At 40.4% G+C, this 13,262-nt stretch carries 9 protein-coding genes; 4 read left to right on the plus strand and 5 right to left on the minus strand.

Features of this window, described 5'->3' with window-relative positions; all coding sequences use genetic code 11:
- Positions 1 to 56: 56 nt before the first annotated feature.
- Positions 57 to 1,427, plus strand: a complete 1,371-nt coding sequence (locus tag ACXAG7_RS04140) for an alanine/glycine:cation symporter family protein (RefSeq protein WP_408041919.1) — start codon at positions 57 to 59, stop codon at positions 1,425 to 1,427.
- Here the strand turns inward: ACXAG7_RS04140 and ACXAG7_RS04145 are convergent.
- The gene (locus ACXAG7_RS04145) at positions 1,424 to 2,749 is read right to left on the minus strand and encodes a Kelch repeat-containing protein (protein WP_476666058.1); all 1,326 of its coding nucleotides are present in this window, start codon (positions 2,747 to 2,749) and stop codon (positions 1,424 to 1,426) included. The genes ACXAG7_RS04140 and ACXAG7_RS04145 overlap by 4 nt on opposite strands.
- A gap of 98 nt (positions 2,750 to 2,847) precedes the next feature.
- Here ACXAG7_RS04145 and aspS point away from each other — a divergent pair, with 98 nt between their 5' ends.
- The 3 genes from aspS (at position 2,848) to ACXAG7_RS04160 (ending at position 5,893) form a co-directional block, all read left to right on the plus strand.
- A complete protein-coding gene (gene aspS, locus ACXAG7_RS04150; protein ID WP_408041921.1) occupies positions 2,848 to 4,602 on the plus strand; it encodes an aspartate--tRNA ligase in 1,755 nt (584 codons plus the stop codon).
- Between the two features lie 119 nt (positions 4,603 to 4,721).
- The gene (locus tag ACXAG7_RS04155) at positions 4,722 to 5,192 is read left to right on the plus strand and encodes a DinB family protein (RefSeq protein ID WP_476666059.1); all 471 of its coding nucleotides are present in this window, start codon (positions 4,722 to 4,724) and stop codon (positions 5,190 to 5,192) included.
- A 5-nt stretch (positions 5,193 to 5,197) separates the two neighbouring features.
- Positions 5,198 to 5,893, plus strand: coding sequence for an ArsR/SmtB family transcription factor (locus ACXAG7_RS04160; protein WP_476666060.1), 696 nt, complete (start codon positions 5,198 to 5,200; stop codon positions 5,891 to 5,893).
- A 72-nt stretch (positions 5,894 to 5,965) separates the two neighbouring features.
- On the opposite strand, the gene ACXAG7_RS04165 is transcribed toward ACXAG7_RS04160, so the two are convergent.
- From ACXAG7_RS04165 to ACXAG7_RS04180, 4 genes are all read right to left on the minus strand, one after another.
- Entirely contained in the window at positions 5,966 to 8,731 is a 2,766-nt protein-coding gene (locus tag ACXAG7_RS04165; protein ID WP_408041924.1) for a TonB-dependent receptor, read from the minus strand.
- A 34-nt stretch (positions 8,732 to 8,765) separates the two neighbouring features.
- Positions 8,766 to 9,524, minus strand: a complete 759-nt coding sequence (locus tag ACXAG7_RS04170; protein WP_476666061.1) for an energy transducer TonB — start codon at positions 9,522 to 9,524, stop codon at positions 8,766 to 8,768.
- A gap of 207 nt (positions 9,525 to 9,731) precedes the next feature.
- Positions 9,732 to 12,479 carry a TonB-dependent receptor gene (locus ACXAG7_RS04175; protein WP_408041926.1) on the minus strand — a complete coding sequence of 916 codons (2,748 nt, stop codon included), beginning with the start codon at positions 12,477 to 12,479 and terminating at the stop codon, positions 9,732 to 9,734.
- A gap of 42 nt (positions 12,480 to 12,521) precedes the next feature.
- On the minus strand, positions 12,522 to 13,247 hold the full coding sequence (locus ACXAG7_RS04180) for an energy transducer TonB (protein WP_476666062.1): 726 nt from the start codon (positions 13,245 to 13,247) through the stop codon (positions 12,522 to 12,524).
- Positions 13,248 to 13,262: the final 15 nt, after the last annotated feature.

Consider the following 13,262-nt stretch of genomic DNA (forward strand, 5'->3'; position numbering starts at 1 on the left):
AGCATTGAAAACATTGTTTTCATCATTTAATAAAGTTTAACTGAGTTTACATAGCTATGCTTACACAATTACAAGATAGTATCATCCAATTTTCAGGTTGGGTATGGGGGATTCCACTACTGATTTTACTCATTGGTGGAGGTTTGTTTTTATTCCTTTATTCAGGGCTGGTTCCTTTTCGCTATATGCGACACGCCGTGGCGGTGTTAAGAGGAAAGTACGATAAACACGATTCACCCGGAGACCTCAGTCATTACGAAGCATTGTCATCTGCTATTGCCGCGACAGTGGGTATGGGGAATATTTCAGGAGTTGCCATCGCGATTGCCGAAGGAGGTCCGGGAGCTATATTTTGGATGTGGTTAAGTGCCTTTGTCGGTATGGCTACTAAATTTTTTACCTGTACGCTTTCAGTAATGTACCGCGGGAAAGACGAAGAAGGAAATGCTAAGGGAGGGCCGATGTACGTGATTACCGAAGGTTTGGGAAACCGCTGGAAACCACTAGCGATATTTTTTGCCGTGGCAGGATTGGTGGGTACCTTACCCGCTTTTCAGGCAAATCAGTTGACCCAAACACTTGTGGATGTCGTAGGGATATCACCCGAAAATACAGCGACGAGTAAGTTGGTTTTTGGGATAGTCATCGCCTTGATTACAGGGACTGTAATTTTTGGTGGAATCAAAAGAATTGGTAAAGTTGCAGGAAAGCTAGTACCCTTGATGGTAGTGTTGTACCTGCTAACCGTACTGAGTATTTTAATGCTTCGCATTGGAGAGGTTCCGGAGATTATTCAACTGATTTTTACAGATGCCTTTTCAGGAAAAGCAGTGTTGGGTGGTGCACTGGGAACCTTAATAATAACTGGAGTTAAAAGAGCCGCATTTTCAAATGAAGCAGGTTTAGGAACAGCTCCTATGATGCACGGAACAGCTAAAACCAATGAGCCTGTTCGCGAAGGATTAGTAGCGATGCTAGGACCGGCAATAGATACGCTGTTGGTGTGTACGCTCACCGCATTGGCCATTTTAGCATCTGGTATTTGGCAAGGATTTGATGGAAATGGGATTAGCCTGACCTTAAAAGCTTTTGATAGTGTACTGCCTTATAACCTCGGTAGTATAATTATTTGCATTTGCGTATTGATTTTTGCTTTTTCTACACTATTTACCTATTCTTTTTACGGGTTTAGTTGTTTGAGTTATTTGTTCGGGAAGCGTATCGGTGCCTATTACAACTGGATTTATATAGTGACGATTGTCATTGCCTCTACGATCAAATTGAAGTTTGTGATTAGCCTTATTGACAGTGCCTATGCCTTGATGGCGATACCGACTATGGTATCGACACTGTTGTTGGCACCAAGAGTTCGCAGGGCGGCTAAAGACTATTTTTCGCGATTGAAATCGAATTTCGAAGCCGTTTAAAGACGGTAAAATCGGGTGGTTGGAAGCTGTGAAAGGTCGATAGAAAACACTTTTTTTGAAGGGATTTTTTTAGCGACGTCAGGGATGTATCCGCCCACAACATAGATGCTTTCATTAAAGTAAAATAGCGACGCACCTTCGAAAGGTGCGTTTACGCGATACTTGCGTAGCTGATTTTTGCCTGGATGATAACTGTATAAAAAGTTGTCGTGTAAGAGGTATAAGTGGTGACCGTCAGAAGTGAATCCGGGATTGTTGATCTTTTTTGGAAGGGTTTTAAGTACTTTCCAAGTATTGGTTTCGATGTCAAAGGAGCTAATAGCATACCCTTGTTTTCCTGTTTTACTCAGTCCATATATTTGGTGGTTTACGCTTAGACATTGGATTTCTTGCGGTGAAGGTAAGCTTCCGAAGCGATACCATTTGTCCGTGGTGGGTTTGTACAAAGTAATATCGTCTTTGTACAAGAAATGCGTTTTTTCTTTTCGTTTGGTGCGACCACCAAAATAGATGAGGTAGTTTTCAAAACTGATGACTCCCGTATTGGTCGCTAGGTGTTTACTCTTGGTAGGCAGCGTTATTTGTTGGGTGATAGGGTCGAAAATTTCTAATTGATCGGCTAAGTATTCACGGGTTTGATTTTTAGAAAACCTGCGTCCACCACTCAGGTACACTTTTCCGTGATGGTAAACAGCACTGTGGTTTGCCCTTGGTAGCGTTTTACTGGCTAATAGGTTCCAGGTATTGTTCATAATGTCATAGCACCAAATATCCGAACTGTGTTTTAAGTACGTCTTATTTCGAAAGGCGATAGCAGACATTTCTCCAGGTGCTGTTTGGCCCGCGGGCGAACCGTAATCACCGGTTTCTTTAAAAGCATTTAGAAATCCGTTTTTTATGATAGAGTGGTCACCTCCAAACAGGTAAATTTTTCCATTTATTAATACAGAGGCACTGCCGAGGATTCCGCGTTGTAAACTTTTAAGTTCGTGGATGTGTAGTCGGTTTTCCAGTGTTGTACTGAGGTGTATTTCTTGCAGTTGGCTCAGTTGTTCTGTCAGATAAAAAAGCTGTTGATGCGACTGTTTTTTTAGATCGATTGTGCGGGGTTCGTACTGTACATGACTTACTTCAATAATTGCTGCATTTGCAGGAACTTGCACGGTACCACTAGAGTCAGAGACAAAAATACGATGGCTACTAGTTACGTGTACATCTGCAATTGGCAAACGTGTTTGAAGGTCAAAAAAGCGGAGTGTTCGGTCTTGTCCATAAGCTGTAGACAGACAGCAGCATAAGATTAGTAGGTACAATTTTTTCACAGCGCGCATTATTATAATTACCAGTCCTAAATATATTAATAAATATAGATAAGAAGATAGTTAAAATCCGTAATTTTGCCCTGCTAAAAATTCGATAAATGTACAGAACGCATACTTGTGGTGAGTTAAGAGCATCGCACATTAATACGGAAGTAACCCTATCTGGATGGGTACAAAAATCACGTGATAAAGGATTTATGATTTGGGTAGATCTTCGAGATCGTTACGGAATAACGCAGTTGATCTTTGATGAAGAGCGTACCAGTAAGGAATTGATGGAGCAAGCGAAAACTCTAGGTCGTGAGTTTGTGGTACAAGTGAAGGGAACTGTCATAGAAAGAGCTTCTAAAAACCCGAATATTCCAACTGGAGAAGTGGAAGTATTGGTGAGTGAGTTAACCGTTTTAAACGAGGCAAAATTACCTCCTTTTACGATTGAAGATGAAACGGATGGTGGTGAAGACTTACGAATGAAGTATCGTTATTTGGACATTCGTAGAAACCCGGTAAAGGAGAGTTTGATTTTCCGTCACAAGGTGTCTATGGAGGTTCGTAAATACTTGTCAGATAAAGGGTTTATCGATGTTGAAACACCGTATTTGATAAAGTCTACTCCAGAAGGAGCTCGTGATTTCTTAGTGCCATCACGTATGAATAGTGGACAGTTTTACGCCTTACCTCAAAGTCCACAAACTTTTAAACAGTTGTTGATGGTTGGGGGTATGGATAAGTACTTCCAAATAGTGAAGTGTTTTAGAGATGAAGATTTACGCGCAGATCGTCAGCCTGAGTTTACACAAATTGACTGTGAGTTAGCCTTTGTTGAACAAGAAGATATCTTGGAAATTTTTGAAGGAATGACACGTCATTTATTGAAAGAGATTAACGGGGTTGAGGTAGCTACTTTCCCTAGAATTACCTTTGACGAGGCAATGCGTACCTACGGTAATGACAAGCCAGACATTCGTTTTGGAATGAAATTCGGGGAATTAAATGCCGTTGCACAGCACAAAGAATTTAAAGTATTTAACGAAGCGGAACTAGTGGTAGGAATCGCAGTTCCAGGTGGAGCCTCATATACGCGTAAGGAGATTGATAAATTGATTGATTGGGTAAAGCGTCCTCAAGTTGGTGCTTTAGGAATGGTATATGTAAAATGTAACGAAGACGGTAGTTTTAAATCGTCAGTTGACAAGTTCTACGATCAGGAAGATTTGGCAAACTGGGCAGCGCAAACTGGAGCTAAAGCCGGTGATTTGATTTGTGTATTGTCGGGGAAAACGTCAAAAGTACGTGCGCAGTTAAGTGCCTTACGTATGGAAATGGCTGAGCGCTTAGGATTGCGAAAGCCAGATGAGTTTGCTCCGTTGTGGGTAGTTGATTTTCCATTGTTGGAACTAGATGAAGAAACTGGACATTACCACGCAATGCACCATCCATTTACATCGCCGAAACCAGGGCAGTTAGCCTTGTTGGAAACCGATCCAGGAGCCGTAAAAGCCAATGCTTATGACTTAGTATTGAACGGAAATGAAATTGGAGGAGGTTCTATCAGAATCCACGATAAGGAAACACAGGCGATTATGTTTAAGCATTTAGGATTTACACCAGAAGAAGCCAAAGAACAATTTGGATTCTTGATGGATGCTTTCGAGTACGGAGCACCACCACATGGTGGATTGGCTTTTGGTTTGGATCGTTTGGTCGCTATTTTAGGAGGTCAAGAAACCATTCGTGACTTTATCGCTTTCCCTAAGAACAACTCGGGAAGAGATGTGATGATCGATGCCCCAGCTACGATTGACAATGCCCAATTAGAAGAATTGAGTATCCAATTGGATTTGAAAGAATAATTATAAGAATACTAGCTGTATTGGAATCCCGTTTTGCACTGACAAAACGGGATTTTTTTTACTTCATTGCTAACTGAAGTATTCTTGATGAAGTAAGGGTAGTTTTGCCTTAAAAACTCATGACAAGTATTGATAGTATCTATTTGAACTTCGAAGAAACACGAAGGAGAAGTGAATTGGTTTGGCGCAGTATGAAACCGGAAATTTGGTATTGGAAACCGGATAAAGCTGCATTGAGTAGTATGGAAATGGTGCGTCACGTATTGGAAGGAGAGCATTTGTATCACAAAATTATACAGTATCGAGGTGATCTCGGGGACTATGTTTCTCCATGGGAAGGACGTACTTGGGAAGGAATTTCAGAAGAATTAGCCTTTGCAAAGAACTACAGAAACGACTTTATGGTTTGGCTGCGTTCCTGTTCACCAAACGATTTACATACGGTACGTATTGAACGAAAGGAACTGAACCAAGTTAAATTTTTGGGGGATTATCTCAACCGAATGGTCTACCACGAAGCAGTCCACCTAGGGCAACTTCTGGGGTATTTACGTACCTTTGGAATGGAACGTCCTTTAATTTGGGACTGATAGGTATGGAAGAATTAGCGGATCGATTTGCGGAGTTAGCAGCCCTGTTGGGCGATAGGAGTCGGGCTAAAATCTTGTGGTGTTTGCTCGATGGTAAAGCCTATACTGCAGGTGAGCTAGCGACTGTTTCGGAGTTGTCATTGTCGGGGTGTAGTAACCACCTTCGAAAATTGCTCGAAGCCAAAGTGCTAAAAGTTATTCCTCAAGGCAGGCATCGTTATTACAGTTTGTACGATGGGGAAGTGGCACATGCCATGGAAGCTTTTGCGAGTTTGGTGGGGGCTCCTATCCAACTCAAAGAACGAAGGAGTTCAACTCCGGTAACCTTGCGCAAAGCGCGATCGTGCTACAAACACCTGGCAGGAGCCTTAGGCGTTGCGGTTTTTAAAGCGTTTCAGGACAAGGGGTATGTAGAAACTGTATTGGATGAGGTATACGTGTCCGAACGGGGTCTTCGTTTTTTGGTAGCGCAGGGTATTTGTAAAGAATCGGAACCTGGATTGACTGCGAAACTGAAGCTGTGTTTAGATTGGAGTGAACGTGAACTTCACCTCGGTGGCTGGCTCGGAATTCACTTACTGCGCTGGTTACTGCAAGAAGATTGGTTACGACCCAGTAACGCGTCTCGGAAACTTACGGTCAGTGCCAAAGGCAAGAAGCATTTTAATGAAGTTTTAGGCATTGATACGGATGAATTATAAATAGTGTTGCAACATAAAAAAAAGCCTGTAAAAATCAATTTACAGGCTTTTAAAAAGGGATATATACTTCTACTAATTATTAATAATCCATGATAAGTAATACAATTGACCGATTTGGCCAGCTCCCGGAGCTACGAAATACTCTTTTCCGAATAAGTTAGTACCTCCCATTTTGAATCGCGACTTCATAGACGGGATTCGGTAGTTTAATTGAGCATCAATTACGGTTCTCGCTGCAACATTTCCTTTTACGAAAGGAGAAATCCAACGATACGCATCTGTCCAACGTGCATTAATGTTAAATCCGAAATTGTTAAACAAACGCTCGTTTCCGAATTGAAGTTTTGCCGAGTGCTTAGGAGTGTTGAAGTTCGGATCAAATAATCCGAAATCTTTATCTTCTCCCATTTTATAGTCGATAAAGTTATAGTTTGCACCCAATTCAAAGTTTTTAAATACTTTGGTGTGTAATCCGATAGAGAATCCATAAGAATCTACTTCTGATCTACTGTTGGTTACTAAGTTAAATTCACGAACGTGTGCGTTGCGGAATGCTAACTGAGCATCGGCGTCTAATTGTCCTGTTCCTAAAATAGTTCCGTAGTTAGGTACTACTAAATCCTGAACAAAAACGAAGTTTCTGTGCTGGCTATAGTAAGCATTTACGTCAATATCCAAGTTGTTTTGGTTGTTCAAACGTAAAATACTACGGTATCCTAATTCTAAAGTCTTTACTTCTTCTGGTTGAATCTCTGTATAAGCAGATTTTAAATAACGAGGTCCTGTAAATGTATTGTCATATACAGATCTTGTCAATACCGAGTTGTTTAAAATTTCATCACCTGTAGTATTGGTGATAATAGTTCCGATTCCAGGGAATACGTTGAAGTTGGTGAAATTAATTCTTCTCAAGTTGTCCGCAGTTGAACCTACCATTGTTTTAACAGAGGTATTTAAGAAAAAGTACTGCTCCTGAATAGTTGGGTTACGGAAACCTGTTTGGTACGAAGCTCTAAGGATGTGTCCTTTGTTAGCTCCTAACGCGTAGTTTACTGCAAAACGAGGTGAGTAATTCGCTTTAAAGTTTTCAGATTTATCATAACGTAACGAAGCGGTTAACTTTAAACGCTCGTCGAATAATTTTTTCTGAATTTGTGAATAAATACCGAACTCCTCTACTTCAATTTCTTCATTAGCATCGTTAAAGATGGTTCCTTTAGAGTCTGGGTTATACTGTCTGTAAGATCCTCCAACTTGAACATCTGCCCAATCGTTTAACAAGCTTCTAAAGTTGTAATTACCATCCGCGTGGATGTATGCACTACGGTCGTAGATAGCAGAACCATTTGGATCTGTAATTAAAGTAGAAGTTACTCTATCAAAGGCTTGGTTAAATGCAGGAGTTCCTGGTTGTAACCTGTTTCTATCTGCAAAGTTTCTCGCTAGTTCTAAAGCGTTCGGGCTAGAGATGTTTGCTACTAAGGCATTGAAGTAGTCTCTTCCCCAATTTTGGAAAGAAGTTCCTGCTTCGTTCATCACGATTCCTGTTTTCGTTAAATCGTATGAGTTACCAGCGTCATTTCTTGTATAGTATCCACGAACGTAGAAGTTATCACCCTTTACTTCTAATTTAGACTGTCCAATATAGTAATCGCGTTGTGCGAATCTACTAGATCCTTGGAAAATATTATCTCCGATAGCCAAACGAGTTGCTAATTGAATTTCTAATGACTCATCACCGTAAGGACGGTAGTGAAGCGAGGTAGAGAATTTTAAGTTTTTCGTTTTGGTATCGCGAAGTAATTGTTGCTCAGTATACCCTGTTCTTCTCAGTAAGATTCCAGGACGTACATTACCGAAAAATGATAAGTCAGCAAACAATTCATCACCGTAAGTGTTAACTCCGTCGTAATCTGTTACGCTGTTTAAGCTACCATCAATTAAGTTGGCAGAATCAATTTCGCGGTTTCTCATATCAGTTGCATGCCATTCTTCAGCCTCGAAATACGAGTAGTTCACCTTAGCAGCGAAGTAATCGCTAAAGCGGTATGCCATACGGATTTGAGCATCGTAAAACGGATTAGTTCCTGCAGCTTTTTGCGATAATACTCCTCCTTTTAACAATACGCTGATTCCAGTAAAGTCGAAAGGATTTTTAGTATTCAATAACATAATACCGTTATAGGCGTTGGCTCCATATAAGGCAGAAGAGGCTCCTGGTAAGACTTCCACACTGTGGATGTCTAATTCAGAAACGCCTGATAGGTTTCCTGCACTGAAGTTTAAGGCCGGTGCGGCAGTATCCATACCGTCTACTAACTGTACAAAACGAGCATTGCTAAAGTCAGAGAATCCACGTGTGTTGATCGATTTAAAACCGTAGTTTCCTTCACGAGAATCGATTCCCTTTAAGTTAGTTAAGCCGTCGTAGAATGAGTTAGACGTGTTTTTACGAATATCACCTAAACCTAAACGCTCAATAGTTACAGGCGATTCGATAATTCGTTCCGGAACTCTCGATGCCGAAATAACTACTTGGTCAAGTAGGATGTTTTCTTTTAGTACTACGTTGATTTGTTGGTCAACACTAGTAACTTCAACCAATTCAGTTTTGTATCCGAAAGCAGATACTCTGATGGTTTGGGGTAGGGCGTCCTTAATAACCAAGGTAAATTCACCATCGACATTCGATAAGGCAAAATTACTCCCCTGTGTTATTTTGGCACTGTAAAAAGGCTCGAGGTACTCATCATAGATCAGTCCACTAATTTTTACCTGTGCGAAACTCGAAAGCGCGCACAATGTAAAAACAATCATTACGAATTGCTTTTTTAACATGTTGTTGAGTTTAATATTAAATATAAGGGTGTGATTATTGTTCTAAAGAGAAGTTAATCGGGAATCCGTATTTTACAGAAACCGATCGACCGTCTTTTCTCGCAGGTTTAAAGTGAGGTAATTTACTAACTACTCTACGTGCTTCTTCTTTTAAAAGTTCACCGTTTTGAGGACCTAACGTTTTGATGTTTCTTACGTATCCATTTTTGTCAATGATAAAACGTACCCATACTTCTCCTTCGATTTGGTTTCGAACCGCTTCACTTGGATAACGGAAGTACTTTTGGATGTGTTTAATCATTTCCATGTTAAAACAGTCCATGCGATCTTCAGCTTTAGAACTCGTACAAGAGGTAAACGCTGGAATTTTTTCCACTTCCATAAAGCGAGAGGCCTTGCGTACTTCTTCTTTTGATAAACGTTCTTTAATACTTGCTAAACCGCTTTTGTAGTCAGTTTCTTTTTTCGTTTCAATTTTCGGTGCTTTTTCAATCGCAGCAATGCTGTTGTCAGTGTTAAGTGCACTTACTCCAGCAGTATTAATCGCTCCTACGGAAGAAGCCGTTTGTTTTTTTATAATCTCTCTCTTCTTGAGGAAGCGTTTACGAGCAGAAATCTTTACCGTAATCTGACGTGATTTTTTGTCCTTTGAGTTTTTGGCAGGCTTAATGCTACACTTCGTAATACTGTTTAAGTCTGGGGCATCTTCGTTAGGAGTTTCACACACTTCTTGCGCAATTACAGCAAATGTGTTTACTACCAATAGTACTAAAAATAAGTATCTTTTCATCATAAGGGGTAACTCTTTTTTTTTATCTCTTTGTCTTTTAGTAGTTTATAGTTTGGTAGTTAGGGGTGCAAAATTATAAAAAAAAGTCCTTACTCTTAACTTATTTTAACATTTTTTAACTTTTATTCTCATTTTAGAATCAATTGAAATAAAAAAAAAGAGAGAACTTTCAAGTTCTCTCTTTTAAGTTAACGTTAAGAAACGTTGTTATTAATCGTTGATGGTCCATGATATATAGTACAGAGAACCTACTTTACCTGATCCAGGAGCTACAAAGTACTCTTGTCCAGTGAGGTTAGTTCCACCAATCTTGAATCTCGATTTAATAGCAGGCAATCGGTAGTTTACTTGTGCATCGAGTATGAGTCTCGAATCGATAGTTCCGTTTAAGAAACTCGATTCCCACAAGTAATCGCTTTGCCAGCGCGTATTCACATTGAATCCGATGTTTTTAAATAGGTTCGGATTCCCAAACATAAATTTAACTTGGTGCTCAGGTGTGTTGAATCCCGGTGAGAAATTAGGGTCACTGGCACGGTTAAAATCCATTTTTGAGTAGGTGTAGTTCAATCCGACATTAAACGAGCTAAATACTTTGGTATTAGCACCAATTCCAACACCATATGAGTTGATATCGGCCAATGAGTTGGTATTTAAGGTGATTTCAGTAAAATCTCCACTAGCCAATGCCGCTGTAGCTGATGCATCAGGTTGTCCTGCAGGTGTAAGTCCACCGTAGTTTGGTACAATAACGTTCTTGAAAGCTACAAAATCATTGTATTGATTGTAGTAGGCATTGATGTCAAGCTCTAAAATATTGTCTGATGACAGTCCGACGATACTTCTATATCCTATCTCGTATGAAGTTACAGTTTCTGGTTTAATCGGAGCAACTTCAGCGCGAACAGGAGCCCCATTTCTCACAGATGTGGCTAGGAAAGCTCTGCTGAAGGCATCTCTACCAGTAATACTACTAGTACTACCGTTTCTGTTGGTGGCATTTACTACAAAGCGATCTAAGTTTTCATCAGCAGTTCCTAAAATATAGCTGTTAGGCCCAGTTCTTAATCCGAAATATTGCTCTAAGATACTAGGGTTACGGAAACCGGTTTGATACGATGCACGTAAAATGTGGTCGTTACTTTCGTCTAGGGCGTAGTTAATGGCAATCCTAGGTGAGAAGTTTCCGCTAAAGTTTTTCGACTTATCATAACGAACAGATCCAGTAAATTTTAAGCGATCTTCTAAGAATTTCTTTTGAAGTTGCGCGTAGATACCGAACATGTCGAAGTTAATTTTGCTGTCTTTATCTGTGAATAAGGTTCCGTTTGAGTTTACGATGTGTTTGCGATACGATCCACCCACTTGGATTTCACCAAATTTGATTAAGTCTTTAAAGTTGTAATTGGCATCGGCATGGTAAAAAGAAGTTTGGTCTTTTAGTCCAGCACCACCTTCTGTAATAGGTGCGTCAATAATTCTGTTTAGGGCAGCCTCATACGCAGGAGTTCCTGGTTGCAGTCGGTTGTTATCGGCGGTAGTACGTGCCACTCCGTGGTTTCCTCCCGATGCAATGAAAGCAGCGAGGTATTCACCAAACCATTGGTTACTTGGCTTACTCGCTTCGTTAAGAGCGATTCCGACGAAACGTAAATCGTGCGATCGTCCAGAGTCGTTTCCTGTATAATATCCGCGTAAAAAGAAGTTTTTACCGATAAATTCAATTCTGTATTGTTGTACTAGGTAGTCTTTTTGAGAAAACCTATTGGTTCCTTGATAGATGTTGTTACCTCTTGAAAAACGAGAGTTTAATACAATTTCAAAATCTTCAGTTCCCCAAGGTCTGTAATGCAAAGAGGCATCGAATTTTAAGTTGTTACCGTCGTAATTAACCATATCGCGCTCTTCGTATCCCGTTCTACTGATGTTTGCATTTGGCAAGGTGGCAATAACAGCGGCTGGAAGTCCGGCAGCTTGCGCAACCTGACGAAGGCCTACGGTAAACTCATCTCCATATACATTAACACCGTCATAATCGGTATTACTATTGCGATCACCAGCGATGATTTCACCTCCTACTCCTGAGGTATTTGCTATGTTCGTAGCATGCCATTCTTCTGCGTCGAAGTAGGTGAAGTTTGCTTTTGCAGCAAGTTTGTCGCTGAACTTGTGTGCCATACGGATTCCGACGTCGTAAAAAGCTTCGGTATCGGTTGCCTGCTGGCTAATATACCCCGTTTTGATATAGGTACTGATACCGTCGTAATCAAATGGATTTTTACTTCTCATTAACAAAATACCGTTAAAGGCGTTGGCTCCATATAATGCTGAAGAGGCCCCTGGCAGAACTTCTACATCTTTTACATCCAATTCTGAAAGACCTACAATGTTACCTGCAGAGAAGTTTAAGGCAGGAATAGAAGTTTCAACTCCGTCTACGAGTTGCACAAATCGGGTGTTGTCGAACGTAGAAAATCCACGTGAGTTGATTGATTTAAACCCGTAGTTCGCTTCTCTCGATTCGATTCCTTTTAGGTTGGTTAAGCCATCGTAAAAAGAAACGGAGGTGTTTCGTTTGATGTCAGCAATTCCCATACGCTCGATGGTCACTGGTGATTCAATAACTCGTTCTGGAGATCGCGATGCTGAAATTACAACTTCATCCAAAGCGATGTTCTCTTTAAGGATGACATTGATTTCGTCGTTGTTTTGCGAAATTTGAACTTCTTCTGTTCTGTAACCAACGGCCAATACTTGTACCGTAAAGGGCGGTGTCAGTGAGGTTTTTAAAGTAAAGCTTCCGTCTGCTCCGGAAACAACTTGTTCGTTAGTGGTTTTGATAACGGCGTTCGAAAACGGCTCTAGATACTCGTCGTAAATAGTACCCGTAATGGTTGTTTGTGCGTAAATTACCGCACTTGCCATTATAAAAATAAAGGCTAGTACTTTTTTGTGCATAAGCTTGGGGTAATGGTTAGGTATTTTTGGTTTGTTGTCAGATTACTCTTCTAGGGCAAACGTGATGGGGAAACCGTATTTTACAGCAACGCGTTTTCCATCTTTTCTCGCTGGCTTAAATTGTGGTAGATTGTACACTACTCGTTTCGCTTCAGCATTCAAGATATCACCACCTTTAGGTCCTAAGGCCTTGATATTTCTTACATCACCATTTTTATCAATGATAAAACGCACCCATACTTCTCCCTGCAAAGATTCTTTGACCGCTTTACTTGGATAACGGAAGTATTTTTGTATGTGTTTAATCATTTCTTCATTGAAACAATTTGCGCGTTCCTCAGTACTTCCAGCACCACAGGCTTTGAAAGCAGGAATTTTGTCAACAGCACTGAACTTTGAAGCTGCACGCACTTCTTCAGCTGATAACTTCTTTTTTAAGTCTTCGATATTAGTTTTAAGAGTAAGGGATTTGTTTAACCCAGAACTGGTAGAGCTGTTTTGCACTCCTGAAGAACTCAAAGAACCTGCAGAGGCTACACTCTTCTTTTTTGTCAGTTCTCGTTTTTTGAGATAACGTTTACTCACGGATACCTTCACCGTAATTTGTCTCGATTTTTTGTCCTTCCCTTTAGAAGGTTTAATACTACACTTGGTAATACTATTTAAATCATTGTTAGCCTCATCGGGGTTCTCACATACTTCTTGAGCACGGAGTGAAGTGGTTAGGAATAAGGCACATACTGCACTTAGAAATACTGCTTTCTTCATACACAGGTGTTTAAA

It is taken from the genome of Tenacibaculum sp. AWR4_210, assembly GCF_056160945.1.

Excerpts from the sequence above, each read along its gene's own strand:
- ACXAG7_RS04140 (WP_408041919.1), top strand. The coding sequence starts at position 57 with ATGCTTACACAATTACAAGATAGTATCATCCAATTTTCAGGTTGGGTA.
- aspS (WP_408041921.1), top strand. The coding sequence starts at position 2,848 with ATGTACAGAACGCATACTTGTGGTGAGTTAAGAGCATCGCACATTAAT.
- ACXAG7_RS04155 (WP_476666059.1), top strand. The coding sequence starts at position 4,722 with ATGACAAGTATTGATAGTATCTATTTGAACTTCGAAGAAACACGAAGG.
- ACXAG7_RS04160 (WP_476666060.1), top strand. The coding sequence starts at position 5,198 with ATGGAAGAATTAGCGGATCGATTTGCGGAGTTAGCAGCCCTGTTGGGC.
- ACXAG7_RS04165 (WP_408041924.1), bottom strand. The coding sequence starts at position 8,731 with ATGTTAAAAAAGCAATTCGTAATGATTGTTTTTACATTGTGCGCGCTT.
- ACXAG7_RS04170 (WP_476666061.1), bottom strand. The coding sequence starts at position 9,524 with ATGATGAAAAGATACTTATTTTTAGTACTATTGGTAGTAAACACATTT.
- ACXAG7_RS04175 (WP_408041926.1), bottom strand. The coding sequence starts at position 12,479 with ATGCACAAAAAAGTACTAGCCTTTATTTTTATAATGGCAAGTGCGGTA.
- ACXAG7_RS04180 (WP_476666062.1), bottom strand. The coding sequence starts at position 13,247 with ATGAAGAAAGCAGTATTTCTAAGTGCAGTATGTGCCTTATTCCTAACC.